Source organism: Nocardia sp. NPDC001965, from assembly GCF_053594175.1.
This window is the reverse complement of the sequence record NZ_JBSFDZ010000024.1, coordinates 58,908-84,024: the sequence shown is the minus strand read 5'-3', so window position 1 is coordinate 84,024 and position 25,117 is coordinate 58,908. Positions and strand designations below refer to the sequence as shown.

Annotated in this window: 14 protein-coding genes; 5 read left to right on the top strand and 9 right to left on the bottom strand. The window is 68.8% G+C overall.

Annotation, left to right across the window (positions count from 1 at the left end):
* Nucleotides 1–1,998: an NACHT domain-containing protein gene (locus ACWCPQ_RS26465; protein WP_449903601.1), complete on the top strand. Its 1,998-nt coding sequence runs from the start codon at nt 1–3 to the stop codon at nt 1,996–1,998.
* A gap of 193 nt (nt 1,999–2,191) precedes the next feature.
* On the opposite strand, the gene ACWCPQ_RS26460 is transcribed toward ACWCPQ_RS26465, so the two are convergent.
* The 6 genes from ACWCPQ_RS26460 to ACWCPQ_RS26435 form a co-directional block, all read right to left on the bottom strand.
* Nucleotides 2,192–6,010, bottom strand: a complete 3,819-nt coding sequence (locus ACWCPQ_RS26460; protein WP_449903598.1) for a multifunctional oxoglutarate decarboxylase/oxoglutarate dehydrogenase thiamine pyrophosphate-binding subunit/dihydrolipoyllysine-residue succinyltransferase subunit — start codon at nt 6,008–6,010, stop codon at nt 2,192–2,194.
* 122 nt (nt 6,011–6,132) lie between these two features.
* Nucleotides 6,133–9,762 (bottom strand): ABC transporter ATP-binding protein, encoded by a 3,630-nt coding sequence (locus ACWCPQ_RS26455; RefSeq protein WP_449903595.1) that lies wholly within the window; start codon nt 9,760–9,762, stop codon nt 6,133–6,135.
* Nucleotides 9,763–10,243: 481 nt separating this feature from the next.
* Complete coding sequence (locus ACWCPQ_RS26450; RefSeq protein ID WP_449903592.1) at nt 10,244–11,026, bottom strand: ABC transporter permease; 783 nt, start codon at nt 11,024–11,026, stop codon at nt 10,244–10,246.
* Nucleotides 11,023–11,937 (bottom strand): ATP-binding cassette domain-containing protein, encoded by a 915-nt coding sequence (locus ACWCPQ_RS26445; RefSeq protein ID WP_449903588.1) that lies wholly within the window; start codon nt 11,935–11,937, stop codon nt 11,023–11,025. The genes ACWCPQ_RS26450 and ACWCPQ_RS26445 overlap by 4 nt, the downstream gene beginning before the upstream one ends.
* A 35-nt stretch (nt 11,938–11,972) precedes the next feature.
* Nucleotides 11,973–12,749, bottom strand: coding sequence for a hypothetical protein (locus ACWCPQ_RS26440; protein WP_449903634.1), 777 nt, complete (start codon nt 12,747–12,749; stop codon nt 11,973–11,975).
* A 669-nt stretch (nt 12,750–13,418) separates the two neighbouring features.
* Entirely contained in the window at nt 13,419–14,444 is a 1,026-nt protein-coding gene (locus ACWCPQ_RS26435; RefSeq protein ID WP_449903586.1) for a glutathione S-transferase family protein, read from the bottom strand.
* A 47-nt stretch (nt 14,445–14,491) separates the two neighbouring features.
* Here ACWCPQ_RS26435 and ACWCPQ_RS26430 point away from each other — a divergent pair, with 47 nt between their 5' ends.
* Together ACWCPQ_RS26430 and ACWCPQ_RS26425 are read left to right on the top strand one after the other, a co-directional pair.
* Entirely contained in the window at nt 14,492–15,304 is an 813-nt protein-coding gene (locus tag ACWCPQ_RS26430) for an enoyl-CoA hydratase/isomerase family protein (RefSeq protein WP_449903584.1), read from the top strand.
* A gap of 163 nt (nt 15,305–15,467) precedes the next feature.
* Entirely contained in the window at nt 15,468–16,829 is a 1,362-nt protein-coding gene (locus tag ACWCPQ_RS26425; protein ID WP_449903582.1) for a class I adenylate-forming enzyme family protein, read from the top strand.
* Nucleotide 16,830: 1 nt separating this feature from the next.
* On the opposite strand, the gene ACWCPQ_RS26420 is transcribed toward ACWCPQ_RS26425, so the two are convergent.
* Complete coding sequence (locus ACWCPQ_RS26420; RefSeq protein ID WP_449903579.1) at nt 16,831–17,589, bottom strand: tyrosine-protein phosphatase; 759 nt, start codon at nt 17,587–17,589, stop codon at nt 16,831–16,833.
* A gap of 394 nt (nt 17,590–17,983) precedes the next feature.
* On the opposite strand from ACWCPQ_RS26420, the gene ACWCPQ_RS26415 reads away from it, so the two are divergent.
* Entirely contained in the window at nt 17,984–18,463 is a 480-nt protein-coding gene (locus ACWCPQ_RS26415) for a TetR family transcriptional regulator (RefSeq protein ID WP_449903578.1), read from the top strand.
* 44 nt (nt 18,464–18,507) lie between these two features.
* Nucleotides 18,508–19,695 (top strand): amino acid deaminase/aldolase, encoded by a 1,188-nt coding sequence (locus ACWCPQ_RS26410; protein WP_449903575.1) that lies wholly within the window; start codon nt 18,508–18,510, stop codon nt 19,693–19,695.
* Nucleotides 19,696–19,792: 97 nt separating this feature from the next.
* Here the strand turns inward: ACWCPQ_RS26410 and ACWCPQ_RS26405 are convergent, their stop codons facing one another.
* The gene (locus ACWCPQ_RS26405) at nt 19,793–23,119 is read right to left on the bottom strand and encodes an AAA domain-containing protein (protein WP_449903573.1); all 3,327 of its coding nucleotides are present in this window, start codon (nt 23,117–23,119) and stop codon (nt 19,793–19,795) included.
* Nucleotides 23,120–23,256: 137 nt separating this feature from the next.
* Complete coding sequence (locus ACWCPQ_RS26400; protein WP_449903570.1) at nt 23,257–25,059, bottom strand: DEAD/DEAH box helicase; 1,803 nt, start codon at nt 25,057–25,059, stop codon at nt 23,257–23,259.
* Between the last annotated feature and the right edge of the window lie 58 nt (nt 25,060–25,117).

The window sequence follows — 25,117 nt, the reverse complement described above, 5'->3', positions numbered from 1 at the left end:
GTGGCGGGTATGGAGACCGGAAGCTTGTTCCGGGTGATCATGGCACTGTTCCGGCCGGCTGTGGCGCTGTATCGGCTGTGGCGTCCGAACACCGATCGGGAATCGATCGCGACGCTGTCTGATCAACTGGCAGCCAAGGTCAGGAAGGAAGAGGAACGGCTGCGCCGGGCGTTGCGCGCGGAGCGCAGTTCGTACATGCCCGTCACGTTCACCGCCACAGCGCCGCCGCATCGCGCCGACGAGGTACTCGGCTCGGCGGAAGTCGACGACATCGCGACCTATTTCGAACTGCCGGACCAGCGCCATCGACACCGATTGGTGGTGCTGGGTCTTCCGGGCAGCGGCAAAACCGTGGCCGCGACCTACCTGGTGACCGGGCTGCTCGACAAACGCCGAGATCTGGCCGACGCTCGCCGCGCCGACGAACCGGTCCCCGTTCGAGTCGACGCCGCGGGATGGGACGGCAGGCAAGAATTCACTCGGTGGCTGATCACCCGGCTCGGCTACGACCATCTCCTGCGGCCCAACGTCGCCCAGGAGATGGTCGACCGCGGACTGATCCTGCCCGTGATAGACGGACTCGACGAAATGGACACCCACGATGGTGCGGAATCGCGCGCTCGCGCATTACTGGACCGGCTGAACCACACCCCCTGGCGTGATCGGCCGGTAGTGGTGTTGTGCCGCACCACCGAATTCGAGCAGCTGACCGAACTCGGCGAGGACAACGGCCTGCACGGCGCCGTCACCGTCACCCTGCAACCACTGCTGACCGGCCAGGTCGTCGACTACCTCACCAACTGTCAACACGACATCGGTACGCCACGCGCGGCGTGGAACGAGATCACCGCCCACCTGCGGGGGCATCCGTCCGGGCCACTGGCCACCGCCCTGCAGACACCCTGGCTGCTCGGCCTCACTGTCAGCACCCTGCTCGCCGCCCCGGTCACCGCCGGTCGGCTCGTCACCACTGTCGACCCCGATCTCATACGTGAACAGCTGTTCGCCGCCCAGATCCCGGCCGCCGTCGCCACGACGGGCGGCAGTGCGAAGTATCGGGACCATACCAGCGAAAACGTCGAGAATTGGCTGCGAACGCTGGCCCGATGCCTCCAGCGGCGCCGCGACACCGGCAGAGACGGCACCTCCATCGGACTCGACGAGATCTGGGAACTCGCGGGTATCACCCGAATCCGTACCATGCACACAATCGTGGCCGGGGCTGTAGCCGGGCTCATGACCGGACTCGCGTTCTGGCTCATCAGCGGGGCCGGTGTCGCGCTCGCGTTCGGGCCGCTGATCATGTGCACGGTCGCCTACGCGGTGTGGAGTGACGTATTTCCTACAGCGGTCCGGGTGGCATGGAGTGTGCCCGTCGGATCCCGTTGGTCGAAGGGATTCGTGGGTGGGCTCATGGCCGGGATCGCCGCCGGGATCGCAGCCGGTATCGTGACCGGGTTCACGGCCGGAATCGTCGAGGGGCTGACCTCCGGGCTCACAATAGGACCCTTGGTCGGAACAGCGGTAGGACTGACCGCCGGGCTGAGGACCAGTGCGGCAGATCAATTGGCTCTTGTGGTCGACGAGCGGCGAATCATTCGCGACGACATCCGAGCTGCCGCACTCGGTATCGCCTTCTTCGGACTCATGGGTATGGGTGGGCTCACCCTCGGTATGGACGGCGCAATCACCCTCGGGCTCGCCACCGGGCTCGTGGTCGGCTCGACGGCTGGGATCGTGGCTACCCAAACGGGTGGGTTCGTGGGTGGGCTCGCGGCAAGCAGGTACTTTCTGGCGGTGATGAACTTCTACTGCACGAAGGAGTTCTCCGCAAAACCGGTGCTGTTCCTGGACTGGGCTCGCCGCAACGGTTTGCTTCGAGTCAGTGGCACCGCCTATCAATTCCGGCACGAGACCTATCGGCAGTGGATCCACGACCACGGCAGTACCGGTGAGACCATCGGCGTCGCACCGACGGGCGGCCGCATGCTCCGGTAGAGATCATCTGCCGGATAGCTCCGGAGGACAGGGGAATTCGATGCTCAGTTGTTCGCGGCACCGGTGATACACGGTTCGTGAGATACCGCCACCTCCTGGGCGCCGCCGACCGTCCGGGCGACCGCGAAAACGAGTGACGCCGGGTCCGGACCGATTCGGAATCGGTTCGTACCCGGCGTCGACAGCCGACGACTCACTCGGTGGGCGCGAAGGCCTCTTCGATGATCTCGGCCTGCTCCACCGCGTGGACCTTGCTCGAACCCGAGGACGGGGCCGACATGGCGCGGCGGGAGATACGGCGCAGGCGGCCCAGCCGCTCCGGCAGCAGCTCCGGCAGGTTCAGGCCGAAGAACGGCCAGGCGCCCTGGTTCGCCGGCTCCTCCTGGACCCAGGCGATCTCGGTGGCGTTCGAATACCGCTCCAGAGCCTCGTTCAACCGGAACTTGGGCAGCGGGTAGAGCTGCTCGACCCGGACGATGGCGATATCGTCACGCTTGCGCTTGGCCTTCGCGGCGGCCAGCTCGTAGTAGAGCTTGCCGCTGGTCAGCAGGATGCGCTTGACCGCGCCACGATCGCCGATGCCCTGTTCGTAGGTGGGCTCGTCGAACACCGAGCGGAACTTGCTCTCGGTGAAGTCCTTCAGATCGCTGACCACTGCCTTGTTGCGCAGCATCGACTTCGGGGTGAAGACGATCAGCGGACGGCGGATACCGTCCAGCGCGTGCCGGCGCAGCAGGTGGAAGTAGTTCGCGGGGGTGGACGGCACCGCAACCGTCATCGAACCCTCCGCGCACAGCTGCAGGAAGCGTTCGATACGGCCGGAGGTGTGGTCCGGGCCCTGGCCCTCGTGCCCGTGCGGCAGCAGCAGCACGACCTCCGACAGCTGACCCCATTTGGCCTCACCGGAGGAGATGAACTCGTCGATGATCGACTGGGCGCCGTTGACGAAGTCACCGAACTGCGCCTCCCACAGCACCAGCGCGTCCGGGTTGCCCAGCGAATAGCCGTATTCGAAACCGACGGCGGCGTATTCGCTCAGCGCCGAATCGTGTACCGCGAACCAGCCGGGGTTGGCGCTGTTGATGTTGTGCAGCGGGGTGTACTCGGCGGCCGTCTTCCGGTCGATGATCACCGAATGCCGCTGGGTGAAGGTACCGCGTCGCGAATCCTGGCCGGTCAGCCGGACCGCACGACCCTCGTCGATCAGCGTGCCGAAGGCGAGCAACTCGGCGAACGCCCAGTCGACCTTGCCCTCGTAGGCCATTTCGCGGCGCTTCTCCAGCACCGGCTGCACACGCGGATGCACATTGAAACCGTCGGGCACGTTCAGGAACGCGTCACCGATCCGCTGCAGGACCGATTTGTCGACCGCGGTGAGCACGGTGGACGGGATCTGCTGATCGTCCTCCACCGATTCGCTCGGGCTCTGCGGGTACTTCTCCAGCTCCCGGACCTCGTTGAAGACCCGCTCCAACTGGCCCTGGTAGTCGCGCAGCGCGTCCTCGGCCTCTTTCAGCGAGATATCGCCACGGCCGATCAGGCTCTCGGTGTAGCTCTTGCGGACGCTGCGCTTGGTGTCGATGACGTCGTACATGTACGGCTGGGTCATCGACGGGTCGTCGCCCTCGTTGTGACCGCGACGGCGGTAGCAGATCAGGTCGATCACCACGTCCTTGCGGAACTTCTGCCGGAAATCGACCGCCAGGCGCGCGACCCAGTCGCAGGCCTCGGGGTCGTCGCCGTTGACGTGGAAGATCGGGGCGCCGATGAACTTGGCGATATCGGTGGAGTACTCGGTGGACCGGCTGTTCTCCGGGGCCGTGGTGAAACCGATCTGGTTGTTCACCACGATGTGGATGGTGCCGCCCACGCGGTAACCGCGCAGCCCCGACAGGTTCAGGGTCTCGGCCACCACGCCCTGCCCGGCGAACGCGGCGTCACCGTGCAGCATCAGCGGCACGACGGAGAAGCCCTCCGGGCCGTCGCCCTTGTCCAGCAGGTCCTGCTTGGCGCGCGCCAAGCCCTCGAGCACCGGGTCGACCGCTTCCAGATGCGACGGGTTCGCGGTCAGCGAGACCTCGATCTCGTTGTCGCCGAACATCTGCAGGTAGTTACCGCGCGCGCCGAGGTGGTACTTCACATCGCCCGAGCCGTGCGTGGCGGCCGGGTTCATATTGCCCTCGAACTCGGTGAAGATCTTCGAGTAGGGCTTGCCCACGATATTGGCCAGCACATTGAGCCGGCCGCGGTGCGGCATACCGATGATCACCTCGTCCAGCGCGTACTCGGCGCACTGGTCGATCACGGCGTCCATCATCGGGATGACGGCTTCGGCGCCCTCCAGCGAGAAGCGTTTCTGGCCGACGTACTTGGTCTGCAGGAAGGTCTCGAAGGCCTCCGCCGCGTTCAGCCGGTTCAGAATGTACTTCTGCTGGGCGACCGTCGGCTTGACGTGCTTCTGCTCGACCCGGTCCTGCATCCACTTGAGCTGGTCTTCCTCGAGGATGTGGGTGTACTCCACACCGACGTGGCGGCAGTAGGAATCGCGCAGCACCGACAGCACATCGCGCAGCTTCATCCGCTCTTCGCCGTGGAAACCGCCGACATTGAACTCGCGGTCCAGATCCCACAGGGTGAGGCCGTGCTGGGTGACGTCCAAGTCCGGGTGGCTGCGGAACTTGTCCTTGACCAGCCGCAGCGGATCGGTATCGGCCATCAGGTGACCGCGGTTGCGGTAGGCGGCGATCATCTCCAGCACGCGGGTGCTCTTGTCGACACCGCGTTCCTTGATGTCCTTGCGCCAGCGCACCGGCTCGTACGGCACCCCGAGACCGTGGAAGATCTCGTCGTAGAACTCGTCGGCGATGAGCAGCTTGTGGATGGTGCGCAGGAAATCACCGGATTCCGCACCCTGGATGATGCGGTGATCGTAGGTGGAGGTCAGCGTCATGAGCTTGCCGATACCGATATCGGCGATCCGCTCGTCGCTCATACCCTGGAACTCCGCCGGGTACTCCATGGCGCCGGCGCCGATGATCGCGCCCTGGCCCTGCATCAGCCGCGGTACGGAATGCACGGTGCCGATGGTGCCCGGGTTGGTCAGCGAGATGGTGACCCCGCTGAAATCCTCGGCGGTCAGTTTGCCGTCGCGGGCCCGGCGGACGATGTCCTCGTAGGCGGTGTGGAACTGACCGAAGGTCATATCCTCGGTGCCCTTGATCGCGGCGACCACCAGCGACCGGCTACCGTCCTTACCGGGCAGATCGATGGCCAGACCGAGGTTGGTGTGCGCGGGGGTGACCGCGTTCGGCTTACCGTCGACCTCGGCGAAATGCCGGTTCATATTCGGGAACGCCTTCACCGCTTGCACGATCGCGTAGCCGAGCAGATGGGTGAAGGAGATCTTGCCGCCCCGGGTACGGGCGAGATGATTGTTGATGACCAGGCGGTTGTCGATCATCAACTTGGCCGGTACGGCCCGCACGCTGGTGGCGGTCGGGATGGTCAGCGACGCCGACATGTTCTTCGCGACCGCGGCGGCCGCTCCGCGCAGCACCTTCTTCTGATCCTCGGCCGGGGCCGACTTCGGCGCGCCCGAGGTGGGCGCGGCATTCGAAGTCGGGGCCGGAGTGGTCTGCGGCGCCCGCTGCTGTGCGGCGGCGGTGGTGCGTGCGGCGGTGGTGGCCGCCGGGGCCTCCTTGGGCGCGGCCGCGGGGGCGGCGGCGCGGGCCGGAGCCGTGGGCGCGGTGGCGCGCGTCGCGACGGACGCGCTCTCGGCGGGAACCGGGGCCGGAGCGGAGTTCACGGCCGAGGTCGGAGCCGAGGACGCCGGAGCGGATTGGGTGTTGCCGGGATCACCGGCGATCTCGGGGGTGTAGTCGGCGAGGAACTCGTGCCAGCTGGCGTCTACCGAGGATGGATCCTGTTTGAACTTCTGATACATCTCGTCGACCAGCCACTGGTTCTGACCGAACTGGGATTTTGAGCTGCTCACAGCAGGTGTTCGCCTCATTTCGTTCTTCGCGCTGCGACGTTTGTGACGTGCCCGGCACCGGGCCTCGGTGGATGGTTACCGATATGCCCTCCGACGAGGATATGCCCCCGCGCACATCCACCCGGTCACCGACCACCGGACTACCCCGACCTCATTGTTGACGACTCGTCCTCGTCCGAGAATATTCCTTCGCCGCTTCCGGCCGCTGTCCAGAGGCGGGCATAGTGCCCACCGGCCGCCACGAGCTCGGTATGCGTACCGGCTTCCACGATCCGGCCGTGCTCCACGACGGCGATCCGATCGGCCCGCGCGGCCGTCGCCAGCCGGTGCGCGACGACCACTGTCGTCCGGTTACGGGCGAGCGACCCCGTCGCTGCCAGCACTTTCTCCTCGGTATCGGGGTCGAGGGTCGCGGTGGCCTCGTCGAGCAGCAACAGATCGGGATCGACCAGCTGGGCGCGGGCGAGCGCGATGAGCTGACGTTGACCCGCCGAGAGGCCGCGGCCGCGCTCGCCCACGGCCCGATGGAATCCACCGGGCAGACCCGCGATCATCTCCCGCGCGCCCACCGCGCGGGCCGCATCCTCGATCTCGGTTTCGGTCGCGAAAGGTTTCCCGAATGCAATGTTGCTCGCGATATCGCCGGTGAAGAGGTGAGCTTCCTGCGGGACCATCCCCAGCCGGGACCGGTAGCGGTCCAGGCGATAGTCGCGGATATCGACGCCGTCCACCCGGATCGCGCCGGTATCGGTACCGGAGAGGTCGTAGAGGCGGGCGAGCAGTTTGACGATGGTGGATTTCCCGGCGCCGGTCGCGCCGACCAGTGCCAGCGATCGACCGGGCGCGACCGCCAGATCCACATCGTCGAGCGCCGGCCGCTCGGTACCCGGGTAGCGGAAGCGCACCGCGTCCAGGGCCAGATCGCCCCGCAGACCCGCGGCGATCGGATCGGCGCCGGGCGGATCCGCGGCGATCGAGGACGGGGTGCGCAGTAGCTCACCGATCCGCCGCAGGCCCACCCGGGCCTGCTGATAACCATCGAAGACCTGGGACAACTGCTGAACCGGGCCGAACAGCAGCTCCAGATACAGCACGAACGCGACCAGGGTTCCGGTGCTGGTGGTGCCGTCGGCCACCGCGTGCGCACCGGTGAACACGACCAGGGCCAGCGCCAGATCGGTCCACGACGCCACGAAGGCGAAATACAACGCGATGGCGCGCTGGGCCCGCATCCGGCTGCGCCGGTACTTCGCCGAATACTCCGCGAACCGGTGCGCCGCGAGCCGTTCGTGCCGATTGGCCTGAACCGCCCGCAACCCGGCGATGTTCTCCTGGAAATCCGCGTTCACCGTGGAGACCCGCTCCCGGGAGACGGTGTAGGCCACCGAGGAGACCCGGCGGAACACCACCGTGGCGATGATCAGCGGGGGCAGCACGCCGAGCAGCACCACCAGCGCGAGCTGCAGGTCGATCACGAGCAGGGCCACCGCGATACCGGCCAGCGAGAGCACACTCACCAGGGCGGTGGACACTCCGGTCTGCAGGAAGGTGGACAGGGCATCCACATCGGTGGTCATCCGGGTCATGATCCGGCCGGACAGTTCGCGCTCGTAGTAGTCGAGGCCGAGTCGTTGCAGGTGCGCGTAGCTGCGGACCCGCAACCCGTACAGCACCCGCTCCCCGGTGCGGGAAGTGAGCAGGGTGGTTGCCGCGGCGACCACCCAGCCCGCGAGCACCAGTCCGGTGCCGAGCACCGCCGACCAGGTGAGCGCCGACGGCTGCGCGCCGGTGACCCCGGCGTCGATCGCGTGGCGGACCAGCGGCGGGAAACCGATCCCGATCAGCGCGTCGAGCGCGAGCAGCGCCACCGAGGCCAGCACGAGCGCCCGCACCGGCCACAGCAGCCGGCCCAGCCGGAAGCCGGGGTCCGGTTCGCGCAGCCGGGACTCGTCCAGCTGCGGCCGCTCGGTGGCGGCGGGGAGCCGTTCGATGGCGCGCCGTAGTTCGGGTGTCGCGCTGAGGTCGGCCGGCGGACCGAACCGGTCGGCGGCCGCGGCCGGTGGCAGCCGGTCGGCCACGTAGACCGGCCCCGCCACCGCGACGGTATCCGGTTCGGGCAGGCGGATCACGCGGTCGGCGTGGGCCAGCGTGGATTCGCGGTGCGCCAGGATGATCGTGGTGCGGGCGCCCTCGTCCGGCAGGGCACCGAAGATGGCGGCCTCGGTGACCGCGTCCACCGCCGAGGTGGCGTCGTCGAGCACGAGGATGCGCGGCCGGGCCAGCAGCGCCCGGGCCAGAGCGATGCGTTGGCGCTGGCCGCCGGAGAGCGTGAGACCGCGTTCACCGACCACGGTGTCGTAGCCGTCGGGTAGTTGTTCGATGAACTCGTCTGCCGCGGCCTGCCGCGCGGCGTCCCGGACCTCGGCATCGGTGGCCTCCGGCCGGCCGAGCGCGATATTGGCGGCGACGCTGGAGCTGAAAAGGAACGGGTCGTCGAAGACCACGCCCACCGCTGCCCGCAGTTGCGCGGCCGACACATCCGCGATGTCCACCGGCTTCGCCGTGCCCGTACCCAGCAGCCGGATCCGGCCCGCATCGGGTGCGTAGAACCGGGGCAGCAGCAGGGACAGGGTGGTCTTGCCCGATCCCGCCGGTCCGATGATCGCCACCGTCTCACCCGGCCGCACCCGCAGGTCGAGATCGCGCAGCACGGGTTGCGCCGCATCGAAGCCGAACCTCACCCCGTCGAGCTCGATACCCAGCGGGCCGTCCGGCACCGGAACCGGCCGGGGTGGATCGGCCACCGCCGGACCCGCGTCGATCACCTGGTACACCCGTTCGGCGGCGGCCCGGGTGAGCTGGGCCATGATGATCACCGAGGCCATGGTGCGGGCGGTGGTGGTCATCGTGGTGACATAGGCACTGAACGCGAGGAAGGTGCCGAGCCCGATCCGGCCGTGCAGCGCCAGCCAGCCGCCGACCGCGATCACCACGACCAGACCGGCCTGTGGGATCGCCGACAGCGTGGGGGAGAAGCGGGCGTTGATCCCGGCCGCGCGCATCCGTTCGGCGAACAGCCGGCGCCCGTGCTGCTCGAGCACATCGACCATCCGGGCTTCCTGCCCGAAACCCTTCACCACCCGGACCCCGGTGACGGTCTCCTCGACATGCTGGGCGAGTTCGGCCGCCCGCTGCTGCGCCGACCAGGTCGCCGCGTGCAACCGGGGCCGCATCCGGTACACCACCACGATCACCAGGGGCACCATCAGCAGCGCCACCGCCGCCAGCGGCGGGGACAGCCACAGCATCACCGCCGCGGCGAGCACGAATTGCAGGAACGACATCCCCGACAGCGGTGCCATCGCCAGCAGCGACTGCACCAACTGCAGATCGGTGATCGAACGCGACACCACCTGACCGGTGCGCAACGCGTCCTGCCCGGCACCGTCGAGTCGCTGCAACGATCCGAGCAGCTGCAACCGCAACCCGTGCTGTACGTCGAGGGAGAGCTTCCCGGCCAGCATCCGCCGCCCGAACGAGGCGGCGAACCGGCCCACCGCGAGCGCGGCCAGCAGCCCGGCGACGATACCGATCACCCGGGTGGCGCCGCTCGTCGCCGAATCGACCGCCCATTTGGTGAGCAGCGGTGCGATGATCTCGGCCGCCGCGCCGGCCAGCAGAGCCAGCGTGATACCGGCCAGCGTGCCGCGATAGCGCCGGCACTCCGACCACAACCTGCGGAGCCATCCCGGACGCGCGCCGCCGCTCATACTCCCCCCTTCACCAGAACCTGTCATCGACCATAACGACGCCCGGTGACACGCTCTTGTTCCCGGACCACGCGGCCAGGGGTCCCCGACAGCCGCGCCGTCGACACAGTCAGGAGGGCCGGGTCACAGCCGGGCCTCGCTCCGGAGCGACCGATCGCCGGGGTGGAGCCGACATCGGTAGAGCCCGACATCACGCCGAGGGCGCGCAGGACAAAGCTGGGGCCTGCCCGGTTCTGGAGCGACGGAGCCGGAGAGCCCAGCGACCGAGCACCGGAGTCGAGCCCCCGAGCCGACAGAACCGGCCCCGCCCCGACGCCGAAGGCGAGGCCCACCACAAGGGCGAGGCCCACCACGAAGGCGGGGCCCGCCCCGGTTCTGGAGCGACGGAGCGGGGGAGTGAAGCGGAGGAGCGGAGGAGTGAAGAACCGGGGTCACGAGGGCCCTGCCCGCCCCGCCGAAGGCGGGGCAGATAAACACAACCTCAGAGTTCGGCCCGGCGCAGCGACCACCATCCGGCGGCGCCGATCCCGATGGACCACAGCAGCAGTACCACTATCGCGGCCGGGGCCGGGGCGAGCAGGTCACTGTCGGCGAACGATCCGGCCAGCACCGTGCTCAGCGTGGCCGATCCGGGCAGCAGGGTGGCCACGCCCGGCAATCCGATACCCGCGGTCACCACCCACAGCAGCGGTTCGGCGAGCAGCACCCAGACCAGGACCGCGCCGACCGCGAGCGCCGGAGAGCGCAGCAACAGGCCGATGCCGGTGCCGATCACCGCCCAGCAGACCGCGGCGAGCAGTCCGCCACCGAGTACGCCGAACAATGCGGCCGTGATCTCGAATTTTCCGCGGCCGAACAGCAGCAGGCACACCACCGCCACGATCTCGACCGCCGCGGCGGCCACGAACGCGAATGCGGCGGTGACCAGATATTTCGATCCGGCCAATCGGTCTCGATCCACGGTGAACAGGGCGGTGATCACCAGGGTGTTGTGCTGGTGTTCGCCCGCCGCGCCCGCCGCTGCGAATCCCGCCGCGGTCACGATCACCGCGAACAAGGCCAGGTACAGGCCGATGGTGGCGCTACCGGTGACCGGCTCGCCCGCCGGGTCACGAGGTCCGGCCAGGATCGCGGTCACCGACGAGGCCACGACCGCTGTCGCGACCAGTGCCCCGGCCAGCACCCGGGGGTAGCGCAGCGTCACCGTTTTGCGGTACTCGGACAGAACCGGCGGAATCAGTTCCGCTGGTACGACATCGATCATCGGGCAACCCCGTACGGCAGAGAGGTGGGCGGCGGCATACCGGGCCCCGCGGGCTGCGGCGCGGCAGCGTTGGTCAGCGAGGCGAGCACCCGGTCGGGATGGATGCGGTCGGCGACTATCCGATGCAACCGCACCTCGGCGGCGCGGGCGGCGGCAACGATATCGGCCTCGGTTGCCTCCGCTACGGCCAGTTGCTCGTCGGGCCGGATGACCGCATCGGTGAAACCGCGCGCGGCCAGCGCGGTCGCGACGGCGATCGACGACGAGGACGCCACGACCAGGCGGTCCGGGTTACGCCGCCGTAATCGCGCGGGACTGCCCTGATAGACCACCGATCCGTTGCTCAACACCACCAGATGGTCGGCGATGGGCAGCGCCGTCACCAGACTCGGCGTGGTGAACAACACCGTGCCGCCCCGCCGGGTGTGACCACGCAGGAAGCCCTGTAGCCAGGACAGTTCCCCGAGCTGCATCCCGGCGGCGGGATCGTCGAGGATGAGCAACCGCGGGTCGGGCAGCAGCGCCGCCGCCAGGGCGGTCCGGGTCGTCTCGCCGGGGGTGAGGTCGTCGGGAACGGTCCGGGCGCGGTCGGTGAGACCGGTGATGTCCAATACGGTGCGCACCCGGCTGTCCGGGCAGCCGGCCGCCGCCGCGTACACCCGCAGATGGTCGCGGACCGTGCGACGCGGATGCAGACCACGCGGCGCGAGCACGGCGCCCACCGCCGAACTGCTCCGGCCGCCGGTCAGCGTGACCCGGCCCGCGGTGGGCGGAAGCAGACCCAACAGGATCCCGGCCACCGTGGATTTCCCGGACCCGGGCGGCCCCACCAGTGCGGCACAGGTCCCCGATTCGATATCGAAGGAGATGTCCTGCGCGCCGATCCCGAAATCCTCGTACCGCTTGCTCATACCCCGGACGATGATCGCCGGGCGCGCAGCCGCGGTCACCGGGATCCGGCCGGGGGGTGCTGGCCGGGCCGGCGCACCACGGCCTCGTCGTGCTGCGGATGTATCGAATCATCGTGGGACAGTGATTTTCTCGGGGGGTCCAGCGCGGGCGGTTCCGCCGCGTCGATCACCATCTCGTCCGCGAAGTACGCCGGGGCGGGCCCGAACGCCTTGCGCGCGTTGCCGACAGTGGACTTACCGAGTGCCCGGTTACCGACACCGCCGATCACCGCGCCGATCCCGGCCGGGACCACCTTGCCCGCCATCAACGCGGCGCGCTTGGTGATGAACCGCACAATGAACCGCTTCAACAGCGAATCGTTCATCCCCGCCAGACCCGGGATCTTGTTCGCGAAAACGGTGCCCCAGTTCTTGGCCGAGGTACCGACACTCTTCTGGACGATCTCCATCCCGGTGTCACCCAGCACCACCGCGAGCACCAATGCCCGCCGCTGCTCGGTGTTCTCCGGCTTGACCCCGTGCACCGACGCCACCGCGAGGGTGAACAGCGCCGACGCCTCCATGAAGAACGTGGTTTCCGCGCTCACCGCCGCCAACGCGGCGAGCGTGCCCACCCCGGGAATGGCGGCCGACGCGCCGACCGCGCTACCGCTTCCGGTCACTGCCAGCAGATACTGACGCTCCAGCCGTTCGACGAGCTGCGCGGGCGACTCGTCGGGATGGGCGCGCCGCAAACGCGCCACGTATTTGGCGACGGCGGGTGCTTGTAGCCGGGAACCGTGGTCCAGTGCCTCGACCACGGCCTTTTCCAATGCCCCGTTACGCACGGCGTCATCCCTCCTCTTCGGCCTCTGTGCACTGTAGGGCACAGCGGCCGTCCGTTCGCTCTGACTGGTAACGGACTACCCGGCCCGGCGGTTCCGAAGCTGTGTTTTCGGCGCTGTGTTTCGGCGCGCCGGCGCGCGCGGGGGTTGAGGCCCCCGAAGTCTCGCCGTTCAGGCCTCGCGAGACTCGAGCCTTCGGCTCATGCGACGTGCGGTCGGCCATCCGGGGGAATGCAGCCGCCTGAGCACCTTCGGCCAAGGGCGAGACGGGCCTCGACCCTTTCAGGTGTCTCGTAAAACTCGACGCACTGGGTTATGTCGGCATTCGACATCCGGTCGGCATGCGGGCCCCATACGACCTGCTGATCACCACAGTCTTCGCTGCCCGGTCGATCGCAGGACATCGGGTGGGTGCGCGTGATTCCTGGGGGTCGCGTCCTTCGCGTGCGGCTGTACCTCGCAGCACACCTGTCGCCCTTTGCCGGTGACCTCGCATCTCTTCCGCCGGCCTTCCGCCAGCCGCGTGAGCGGGCCCATCCGAGCGGGCCCATCCGACCTTCGCGACCGCATCAATCAGCGGTGCGGGTGACGGGCCCGTGACCCACTCGGCGCCCTCGGGTTCGAGCCGGCCCGGTACGGCCGGAACCTCGGGGATGGCTACCGCGCTCCGTGGTCCTCCGGAACGACCTCTCCCGGGATCGGTGGGGGTGGGGGTGTGCCGTCGCCGAAGGGGCGTCCGCCGAGGGCTTCGCGGCCGTGGGGGGTGAGCCAGTCGGCGAGGTCGGGGCCCTTGGGCACCACCTGGGTCGGGTTGATATCCGTGTGGACCTTGTAGTAGTGGTCCTTGATCTGCGCGAAGTCGATCGTGTCGCCGAATCCGGGGGTTGTGAAGAGGTCCCGGGCGTAGGCCCACAGGATGGGCATTTCGCTGAGTTTGCTGCGATTGCATTTGAAATGGCCGTGGTAGACCGGGTCGAACCTGGCCAGGGTGGTGAACAGCCGGATATCGGCTTCGGTGATGGTGTCGCCGACGAGGTACCGCTGTCCGGCCAGGCGGTCCGACAGCCAGTCCAGGGCGGTGAAGAGCCGATCGTAGGCGGCGTCGTAGGCGTCCTGGGACCCGGCGAAACCGCAGCGGTAGACGCCGTTGTTGACCTCGCGGAAAACGCGGGCGTTCACCTCGTCGATTTCGGCGCGCAGGGCCTCGGGGTACAGGTCCGGTGCTCCTTCGCGGTGGTACTCGGACCATTCGAGCGAGAAGTCGAGGGTGATCTGCGGGTAGTCGTTGGTGACGACCTGTCCGGTCGGTACGTCCACGATGGCCGGGACGGTGATACCGCGCGGGTAGTCGGGGAAGCGGGCGAGGTAGGCATCGCGCAGGCGGGGGATCTTCAGCACCGGATCGATGCCACCCGGGTCCAGGTCGAAGGTCCAGCTGAGCTTGTCGTGGGTCGGTCCGCACAGACCCAGCGAGAGCACCGATTCCAGGCCCAGTAGGCGGCGCGCGATCAGGGTGCGGTTGGCCCACGGGCAGGCGCGGGCGGCGACCAGCCGGTATCGGCCCGGTTCGACCGGGTAGCCGTCGCGGCCGTCGGCGGTGATCCGGGTGGTGATGTAGTTGGTGTCGCGTTTGAATTCGCCCGGTTCGACGTAGGTGCCCTGTGCGGTTTCCGAATCGGTCATGACACCAGTCTCGCAGGGCCGGTCCACGGGCCGTAGGGTCCTCGTATATGGCCAGTGGACACAACACGAGCGATACCGGACCCACCCGGCTGGAGCGTACGGTCACCGAGCACGGTGCCGAAGTCGCCACTCTCACGCTGGCGAGCCCGCCCCTGAACCTGTTCGATCAGGCCATGTTCGACGCGCTGGTCGCCGATATCGCCGAGTTGTCGGCACGGCCGCCGCGGGCCTTGTTGATCAGGGCCGAGGGCAAGGTGGTCTCGGGCGGGGTCGATGTGCACACCTTCGACGGGCTGACCGCCGCCCAGGGCGCACAGTTGTGGCAGGACCTGTTCGCCCGGATCGGTCATCCGCTCGAGGCGCTGCCCTGCCCGGTGCTGTTCGCGGCGCACGGCCTCACCCTCACCGCCGCGTTCGAGATCGCGCTGGCGTGTGATCTGATCCTGGCCGCGCCGAAGGCGAAGTTCGGGCTGGTGGAGATCGTGGTGGGGTTGACCCCGTCGATGGGCGGCCCGCAGCGGCTGGCCGAGCGGGCCGGATCCGGGCGGGCCCGTGAACTGGTGATGACCGGCGATCTGTACGACGCGCAGACTCTGCGCGAATGGGGTGTGGTGAATCAGATCCACGAGGATCTGGACAGTGCGGCCGTCGCGCTGGCCCACCGGCTGGCCGACGGGCCCACACGCGCGCACGCCGCGACCAAACGGATTGTGGAGGCGTGGCGGTCGGGCGGGGTGGCGCACGCGGATGCGGTGACGCCGCAGGTGTCCGGTGAGTTGTTCGAGACCGAGGATCTGCCGCAGGCGGTGCGTAGTTTCCTGGAGCTGGGTCCGGGCAAGGCGACCTTCCGTGGGCGCTGATACGAGGTGACCGCCGGACCGGGCGCCGCCCGGTCCGCCGGCCGAGCGCGACGCGGATGACGATTCGATAATCGATTCCGGCGATTCGCCGACTCCGCACCCGTATTTGTGATCTGGGTCATATAGTCACAGGTGCCTGACTGTTCGACTGTGCGGAGGTCCGATGCAAGCCGGTACGACCACGATCATCGGGCCCGGGGCCGGGCCGTCCGCGCCCGGGCAACGCTCCTGCGGTCCGCCCGCCGCCCGGCCGGACCTGGTGGAATTCCATACCGTCGACGCCGGCACCACAGCGCCGTTGTCCCGGGGCGCGGACGGCATCCTGCGCTACGGAAATCTCAGTCCCGCCCTCACCGAACTGCTCGATCTGCAGGTCCACGCGTTCTCCAACCGGGAAGCGGTGGTCGAGGTCGGCGGTGGCCGGCTCACCTATCGGGAACTGTGGCATTCGGCATCGCGGGTGGCCGGCGGATTGCAGGAGCACGGGATCGGCTACGGCGACCGGGTCGCCGTGCACATGCCGCCCGGTGTGCGCTGGGTCCAGGCGTTCCTCGGGGCGCTGCTCAGCGGTGCGGTGCCGGTACTGGTCCATCACGGGCTCTCCGGCGAACTGGCCGATCGGGTCATCGCCGACAGCGATGCCGATTTCGTATTGGGTGCGCCCGACCGTGGCTGCGGTGCCACCCGTAGCGATTCGCGCTGGGGCACCGATCTGCCCGATGCCGCCGCCTTCATCGACGACGGCGCCGCGCTCAACGATCTGGCACTGCTCTGCTACACCAGCGGTGCCGGGGCGGGCGGGGTCCCCACCGGGGTCGAGCTCACCAACGAAAATCTGCTCTCGGCCATCCGATCCATGGTCGCCGCCCTGGATCTGCCGACCGACGGTATGCGGAACCTGGTGTTGCAGCCGCTCGCCTACGCCAGCGGCTGTGTCGACCAGCTGCTGCCGACATTCGCCGTGGGCGGGACGGTCGTGCTGGCCCAGGACAGGGCCGGGGTCGCGGCGGCCGTCGCCACCGAAGGTGTGGACACGGTCGCGGCCAATACCCGCATTCTCGGTGGGTTGCTGCCGGAGCTGGCCGTGGACCGGGGCAGTGGATTGTGTACGGATCGGGTGATCCGGGTCAGCATCGCCGGTCACCGCGCCGATGCGGCGGACACCGGTGATCCGGGGCCGGCCCTCGCCCGCGACCTCGGCGAAGTCTTCCCGTCCGCCCGGCAGTGGTCGGTGTGGGGTGCCACCGAGACCAGCGGTATCGGGCTCGCGTTGGGGCCGACGGCCGGTCCGGGCGCGGACGGCGACGGTGCCGTGCTGGGTTTCCCGTTCGGCGGCACCGAACTCGCCCTGTGCGGGCCGCGGGCCGCGGCGGGGCACGGCGAACTGCTGTGTCGCGGCCCGAACGTGACCAGGCGGTACTGGAACGATCCGCAACGCACCGCCGACCGTTTCACCGGTAGCTGGTTCCACACCGGCGACCACGTGAGCATCGGTGCCGACGGTCTGGTCCGGCGTAGCGCCTGAGTCAGGCGACCAGGCGTTCCCGCAGGCGTTCGCGCAGACCGGGAGTGAGCCCCACCGCGGTCAGGTACGCGTCGAAGTCGCCGTGCAGTTCGATACCGGACTCCAGGCCGGCCCGCAGGTAATCCGCACGTACCTCGAGGACGGCTTGGGGCAGGTCGGCGCCCAGTTCGTGTTTCAGCGAGGTGCGCAGTTCGGCGACGGCCTCGTTGCTCAGCAGGTAATCGCCGAGGATCTCCGGCTCGATGACGCCGACCGCCCGCAGCAGGGTGGCGATGGTCCAGCCGGTGCGGTCTTTACCGGCCGCGCAGTGCACGAGGACCGCACCCCGGTCGGCGACGATCGCCTCGGCGAGCGCGGTGATGGCGGCGTGCGCCTCGGGCCGCGCCGGGAAGTTGCGGTACACGTCCATCATGTAGGCCAGTGCGGCGCCCGGGGCATCCTGGCGGTCGGCGCCCGCCTCGTGTGGCGGGGCGGTGACCGTACCGTCGTCGAAGGGGGTGATGCTGAGGCGGACCTCGGGTGGTAGCCGATCGGCACCGGCGCGTTCGATCTCCCGGTGCCCGCGCAGATCGTGGACCGCGCCCACGCCGAGTTCCCGGAGGGTGGCGTGCCCGGCGTCGTCGAGCCGGCTGAGCTGAGCCGAACGGAGCAGTACTCCGTGCCGTGTCGTCCCGCCGCCGCTGATGCGCAATCCGCCGAGATCTCGAAAGTTGAAGGTGCCGCTGATCCGGAGATGCCCGGCGAGGGGAGAGCTTGTCACCGCATCAGGCTAACCGGCGTCCCACGGTGCGGGTTGTGTGATCCCGCACAGCCGTCGAAGATCGGCCCGGTGTGGTCGTAGACTTGCCGTCGGTCTCTGCCATGAGGCGCCAGGGCGGTGTAGTCAGTTCGCGCGAGGCCGGTCCAGGGTGGGCCGGGAGCGCGTGCACCGAGGTTCCGGGGTATGCGAATCGGTCCGGAAGGGGCCGTCAAAACAGTCTTTGGGTATGAGTTTCCCGTTAGAACTGTTCTCAAACCCCGAAAACCTTCTAATATTGAGAAGACGGATCGTTTAGGCTGTTACTTCCCGACCAATGCCTACTCGATCCGGCCGGCCACTTCGGCGCCGAGTATTCGGCCCGGTGTGTGCGAGTTGTTTGCCGAGGGAGCTTGCGTTGGGCGTACGTGGAGAAATAGCGGAGGTCCGGATCCGGTCGGCCGTGCGTGAAGCGGTCGATCATGCAGACGCGGTACTGGATATCACCGGATTACGGGCGTTGCGAGTGTTGCTGCACGCTGGAGTGAGTGCATATTGGCCGCTGGTCAAGTCGACGCCGGTGCAGCAGATCCACGCATACTCGAAAACCGTGCAGTCTCTGTGCCGGCATTGGGATTCCGGTCCGGACTACGTGCCCGACCCGGTGATCTCCGAACGGCAGCGTGCCCAGCAGCGTGATGTGATCGAGTGGCTCGAACTGTGCGCCGCTCGGTCCGGTACCCGCTGGATCGAGCCGGTCGAATCGGTGGCGTCCTACGTGATCATGGTGGTGCAGGGTTCGGTGCTGCGCTGGCTGGCCGATTGCGACGACGAGGTGGTCTTGGTGGCCTTCGACGATCTGGTGTCCAATCTGGTCACCCGGGCGATCGACGCCTGATATCCGCCCGGTAGAGCTGGACGTTCGACCAGTTCGATGGTTGAGTGGTCGGGGTGAGCGCGACCTCGCCGATTGCCCCCCTGCACGCGGCCACCGCCGATCTCGACCCGCCGCTGGCCGCCGTCGACCTCTCGGTCCTGCGTGCCAATGCCGCGGACCTGGTCCGCCGGGCCGCCGGGCGGCCCATCCGGGTGGCCAGCAAATCGGTGCGCTGCCGCGCCGTGCTCGAGGAGGTGCTCGGCGCCGGGCTGACCGCCGCCGGAGGGTTCGCCGGTCTCATGTCGTATTCGCTCGCCGAGGCGATCTGGCTGGTCCGCCGGGGTGCCCGGGATGTGCTGCTCGGCTATCCCAGCGCCGATCGCGCGGCGCTGGCCGAACTGGGCGCCGATCCCGAACTGGCCGAGTCGATCACGTTGATGGTCGACGATATCGCGCAGTTGGCGCTGATCCGGGCCGCGGTCGGCACGGCCACCGTGCGGCCCCGCATCTGCCTGGATGTGGACGCGTCGCTGCGGATCGGGCCCGTGCATCTGGGAGTGCGCCGGTCGCCGATCCGAACTCCGGAACAGGCCGCCGAACTGGCCCGGACGGCCGCCTCCCGCGGCTTCCGGGTGGTCGGCCTGATGACCTACGAGGCGCAGATAGCCGGGCTCCCGGATACCTCGCTGCCGGTGCGGCTGGTGAAGAAGGCATCCGCCCGGGAGATCGAGCGGCGCCGGGCGGCAGTGCTGGATGCAGTGCGATCGGTGACCGGGCCGCTCGAGATCGTCAACAGCGGTGGCACCGGTTCCGTCGAATTGTCCGCCGCGGCAGCCGGAGTCACCGAGATCACCGCGGGATCGGGGCTGTACGTGCCGACGCTGTTCGACGACTATCGGTCCTTCCGGCCAAGGCCCGCACTATATTTCGCGCTTCCGGTACTGCGCCGGCCGGCGGCCGGAATTGCCACGGTATTCGCCGGTGGATATATCGCGTCCGGGCCGACCGGTGGCTCTCGTGTTCCGAAACCTGTGTGGCCGAAGGGATTGCGGTTGCTGGGTACCGAAGGGGCCGGGGAGGTGCAGACTCCGCTGTCGGGGGCCGCGGGACTCGCGATCGGCGATCGGGTGTGGTTCCGGCACGCCAAGGCCGGTGAGCTGTGCGAACGGTTCGACCGGCTGTATCTGGTGGACGCCGACGGATCGCGTATCGAGGTGCCGACTTATCGCGGCGAAGGGAAATGTTTCGGATGAATGCCGGTGCGATCCGGTACGGCCGTGCCGGGTAATTCGATTCGATCATCGGCACTCCGGGTTATTTCATCGGACAGACGTGAACTGTCTCGGCCGGTTACAAAAAATCTTGATGGCCCGAGTTATTTCCCAGCCGGATGAAGCGGGAGATATTCGCCAATTCTTCCAATGATTCCGGAAGGAATTCGGTCAGCAGTGTCGAGCGCACGAACACCGCTCGGCGGCGGGCCCGGCCCACCGAATCGTGTACGAGTGCGGGAGACAGCAATGCCCCGACGGGTACGGGAGAGTCCTCGGGACTCGATGCCGCAAGCGACACCAACACCACCGCGGCCTCCCGCCCGCGCAGCAATTCCGGTGTGCCGACCAGCACCTCCTCGAACCGGGCCCGCGCCAGCAGCGTCCGGATCCGGCCGACCTGGGCACGGTGCGGCGAGACCACGACGATATCGTGCGCTTGCAGCGGCCGGGGTCCGCCGCCGTCGTCCCAGCACTGTCCCAGCAGGTCTCTGATCTGCTGTAGCACCTCGCGAGCCTCGGCATCGGCGGCGGTGCTGTTGCCGTCGTGATCCACCAGCACCGTGGCGATCCCGGGTTCGACGGCGTCGGCGGGCCGGCCCGGTTCGGGGGCCGCTCGCAACCGGTCGTCGAAATAGAGGTGTGAGAGCGCGTCGCTCAGCACCGGATGCAGACGCCGGGTGAGGCCCAGGAAGTAGCCGTGCGTGGCGGGGAGTGTGGGGTGACCGCCCGCCGACCAGGTGAGCGCCGGGGTGTGTACCTGCTCCGGATGCGGTCCCGGGTCGGGGTCGTACCGCGCGGCCGGATCGCCGGTGAGCAGCAGGTTGCGGGCACTCACCGAAACGGCGGCCGTGGTCGCCAGCGGGAAGGCGTTCGCATCCGCGATCACGAGCAGGTCCAGCGAATCGCGCGGAATACGTGCCGGATCGATGAAATCGTCGGGGGTACCGCCCACCACACAGCCGCGGATCGCGTTCGCCAGGAACCGGGGACAGCGTTCGGGTTCGAGCACCAGCCATTCGGGTGCCACGGCCACCGCATCGCTCTTGGCGACCAGTTCCGGCAGCACGCCCGCCCGCACCACCGCGTCGAGCAGGTTCTCGACCGGCGCGGCCGTGGGCGCGACGACTCCGATACGCCAGCCGTCCTCGGCGACCAGGGCACCGAGCACATCGGCCAGGATGGCGGTGCGACCGGTTCCGGTCGGCGCCTCCACGGCGAGACAGGAGTTGTCCAGATCGCGCAGCGCTGCGGTGATCGCGGCCCGCGGATCGTCCGCGGCCGGTGGCAGACCCGCGACGGTACGGAATCGGGGTGGACGGCGGGCGAGCAGGTCGAACAGCGCGGTGCCGGGGATCGCGGGCAATGTCACCAACAGTTGCCTGCCGATATCCTCGATGGCGTCCGCGGCGGCGACCGGTGGGTCCGGCGGCGCGGGCATCAACGCGACCGGCAGTTCACTGTGTGGTTCGGCTCCGGCGGCCAGGGTTTCCTCCAACCGCACGGTATCGGCGAGATCCGCCTCCACCGAACAACCGAGGACGGTAGCGGTTCCGCAGGTCCGGATGGCCCGGGGAGCGCGGGCCGCGGATTCGTAGACGACACCGACCGCTGTCCCCGGAGCCGGACTCGCCCCGGCGAGCCGGCCGGTGAGCCGGAGGAAGCGGCGCACGGTATCGCCGGGGCCGATATGCCATTTGGTATCCACCGCCGCCGAATCGGCGACCATCACCCCCGGGTCGGCGGTCCACTCGCCGAGCGGATGGGTCAGCCGGTCGATATGTGCCCACCAGGCCAGCTGGTGTTCCCGGCGGTGGTATCCGAGCAGCGCGGCAGTCGACTCCGCGACCCGATACGGCTCCACCGGGGCCGTGGTATCCGTGGTCGCTCGTCGCGCCGCGAACTCGGCCAGCGCGGCCTCGGTGGACGAGGGCTGGGCCGGCGGTGTCTCACGCAGCAGCCGGTCGAGCGTCTCGATCTGTCCGGCGAGGGCCGCGGCCGGCGGTGGGTTCGTATGGTCACGCAGCCGGTCCGCGAGCCGCAGCACGGTAGCGGCGTCGGATCCGCCCGGCGCAGTACCGGTCACGGCGGCGATCGCGGGCAATGTGTAGGTCTGGGTACCGGCGACGAAGGCACCCCGGAAGATCGGATACAGGTCCACCAGCGTCCCGGTGCGCAGGAGTAGGTCCACGGTCTCCTCACCGCAGCCGAGGCGGGCGGCGGTGTGCAGCAGGAAGGTACGAGCCGCGCCGGTGTAGTGGTAGATGTGCAGATCGGGGTCGGCCAGCAGCGGCTCGGTGAGTGCGGCGAGGACATCGGTGAAAGCGCGGCGCCCGGCGGCACGCAGCTCACGCCGCCGCTCCGGCGTGGTCCGCGGGGATTCGAGCGGGATCTCACGGGTCAGGCGGACCGTATCGCGGGCCGCGATCTCGATCCGCAGCACACCCGACCGGATTTCCGCCACCTGCAGGGCGAGATCGCCCGGGGTGGCGGGCGGCAACATATCCAGCGCCGCCGGGTCGGCGGTGACGTACTCGCCACGGCCGGAATGCTCCTGCCGCAGTTGTACGACGGCCTGGGCGCGCAGGCGGGCCAGGATTCGCGGGGGTATCCCCGGTGGGGCCACCGTGCGGGTGGTGAGGCTGTCGATGGTGGCGACACCCGCGGCGCGCAGCGCGGCGCGCGTGGGCAGGTCCATTCCCGCGACCAGCAGCAGATCCCGCGCCTCGGCCCGAGCGTCCAGGCAGGTGGGACAGCGCCGGCAGGCCCGGAAACGCGGGTCTCCCCACTGCACCGGCAGCAGTTCGGTGGAGTGTTCGTCCAGGATCGCCGTCGTCCGGCGCCGCCGGGCCCGGTACACCGGCCGGGTATCGGCGAGATCGACGGTGTGGGTCCCGGTATCCGAATAGACCGACAGCCACGGGTCGACGCGGATCGACCGCTCCTCGAGCAGTGCCGCGGCGACGGTCATCCGCAGTGCTGTCGCGACCGGTCCGGATCCGCCCACGCCGTGCAGCCGGATCCCGTCGCCGGTCCGGGTCATCAATTCGGTGTGCGCGAAGACTTCTCCGTCGAACACCAGGGGATCCACCACGGCCGGGGCCCCGGCGGCGAGAGCGGCGAGGGTATCGGTGTGCGCGCCGGCGAGGGCGGGGAGCGGGACAGGCCGGGGTATCTCGATCAACGAGCTCGCGTACCGCTGCCGGACGGCGGCGCGTACGCGGTCGAATTCCGTCGCCCCGGGCCCGTCGTGACCGGCTCCGGCCGTCTCGTATCCGGCGCCGCCGGGCAGGTCGGCAACCGTACCCAGTTCGGCGTCGAGGGCACGCAGCAGCGCGAATTCGCAGTGCGCGGCGCGCACCAGATCCGCGGCGTCGTACACCACCCGATCACCGACAACGAACACCCACGGCCCTCCTGCGCCCAGTGACATACCGGCCGCCGCTGCGCACGGACCGGACGACACACCGGCCGGCTTTTACGCGCGGACCGGTCGGGCCCACTGTAACCACCGGGCCCGACCTGGTGGAACGGGCCGTGGATTCAGGAGCGCGGTTTCCGGCGATCCTGACGTTTCGGGCCTTCACGGCGGGGGCCGCGGCCGATCGCGCGATGTCCGGGCGGACCGGAATCGAGTTGCAGCTGGATGAGGACGCCGCCGATCCTGGTGCGCCGCAGCGCTTCCAGCGTTTCCGCCGGCAGATGGGCGGGCAGCTCCACCAGGCTGTGGTCGGGCCGGATACTGATGTGCCCGAAATCGCTACGGCGCAGACCGCCTTCGTTGGCGATGGCGCCGACGATCGCACCGGGCACCACCCGATGCCGTTTGCCCACACTGATGCGGTAGGTGGCCAGTTCGGCATCGGTGGCGCGGTGCCGGGACGGGCCGCGGTTCGCGTCGAAACCGCCTTCCTCGAAGCGACGTGGCGCCCGCTCCCGGCGCGGTCGCTCCACCGGCTCCGGTTCGGGTTCGAGGAAGAAGCTCTCGCCGTCCTGGGCGGCCACCGCCAGGGCGGCGGCGATATCGGCCAGCGGGGTGTTGTGCTCCTGCTCGTAGTCCTCGATCAACTTACGGAACAGTGCGAGATTGTCGGAGCTGAGATTCTCGGTGATGGCGTCGCCGAACTTCGCGACCCGCTGGGCGTTCACATCGTCGACGCTGGGCAGCTGCATCTCGGTCAGCGGATGCCGGGTCGCGCGTTCGATGGATTTCAGCAGATGCCGTTCCCGGGGGGCGACGAACAGCAGAGCCTCGCCGCTGCGGCCCGCGCGGCCGGTACGGCCGATCCGGTGCACATAGGACTCGGTGTCGTGCGGGATGTCGTAGTTCACCACATGCGAGATCCGGTCCACGTCCAGGCCGCGGGCCGCGACATCGGTGGCGACCAGGATGTCGAGGGTGCCTGCTTTGAGCTGGCCGATGGTGCGCTCGCGCTGTGCCTGGGCGATATCGCCGTTGATGGCCGCGGCGGAGAAGCCGCGGGCGCGCAGTTTCTCGGCCAGCTCCTCGGTGGCCTGCTTGGTGCGCACGAAGATGATCATCGCCTCGAAGGACTCCACCTCGAGGATCCGGGTGAGCGCGTCGAGTTTGCGCTGATGCGAGACGAGCACCCAGCGCTGGGCGATATTGGTGGCGGTGCTGGTCTTGGCCTTGACCGTGATCTCGACCGGCTCGCGCAGATACTGCTTGGAGATCTTGCGGATCGCCGCGGGCATGGTCGCCGAGAAGAGGGCCACCTGTTTATCGGCCGGGGTATCGGCGAGGATGCGCTCGACATCCTCCTGGAACCCCATCTTCAGCATCTCGTCGGCCTCGTCGAGTACCAGATAGCGCAGCTGCGACAGGTCCAGCGTGCCCTTCTCCAGGTGATCGATGACGCGGCCGGGCGTCCCCACCACGACCTGGGCGCCGCGCCGGAGACCGGACAGCTGGACGCCGTAACTCTGGCCGCCGTAGATCGGCAGGACATGGGTGCCCGGCATATGTGTCGCGTAGCGGCCGAACGCCTCGGCGACCTGGATCGCCAGTTCACGGGTCGGCGCCAGCACCAGCGCCGCGGGCTGCTTGCCGGTGGGCCGGTCCTGCAGCAGTCCCATCAGGATCGGGATGGCGAAGGCCGCGGTCTTACCGGTACCGGTCTGCGCCAGGCCCACCACATCCGCGCCCGCCAACAGCGGAGGGATGGTCGCGGCCTGGATAGGGGAGGGCGATTCGTAGCCGACATCGGCGATGGCCGAAAGGATGCGGTCATCGATACCGAGATCTGCGAAGGACGGTCCGGCGGTTTCGGGTTCGGTCTCGCCCGGGTTCTCGCCGAGGCTGTCGTCGCCCTCATTGGTGCTCATTGACCAGGAGTTTACTGGTACGGCCTGGTCGTCCGGCCCACCGGGCCATACGGTGTGA

Coding starts and splice junctions, on each gene's coding strand:
- ACWCPQ_RS26460 (WP_449903598.1), bottom strand. CDS start 6,010: ATGAGGCGAACACCTGCTGTGAGCAGCTCAAAATCCCAGTTCGGTCAG.
- ACWCPQ_RS26455 (WP_449903595.1), bottom strand. CDS start 9,762: ATGAGCGGCGGCGCGCGTCCGGGATGGCTCCGCAGGTTGTGGTCGGAG.
- ACWCPQ_RS26450 (WP_449903592.1), bottom strand. CDS start 11,026: ATGATCGATGTCGTACCAGCGGAACTGATTCCGCCGGTTCTGTCCGAG.
- ACWCPQ_RS26445 (WP_449903588.1), bottom strand. CDS start 11,937: ATGAGCAAGCGGTACGAGGATTTCGGGATCGGCGCGCAGGACATCTCC.
- ACWCPQ_RS26435 (WP_449903586.1), bottom strand. CDS start 14,444: ATGACCGATTCGGAAACCGCACAGGGCACCTACGTCGAACCGGGCGAA.
- ACWCPQ_RS26430 (WP_449903584.1), top strand. CDS start 14,492: ATGGCCAGTGGACACAACACGAGCGATACCGGACCCACCCGGCTGGAG.
- ACWCPQ_RS26425 (WP_449903582.1), top strand. CDS start 15,468: ATGCAAGCCGGTACGACCACGATCATCGGGCCCGGGGCCGGGCCGTCC.
- ACWCPQ_RS26400 (WP_449903570.1), bottom strand. CDS start 25,059: ATGAGCACCAATGAGGGCGACGACAGCCTCGGCGAGAACCCGGGCGAG.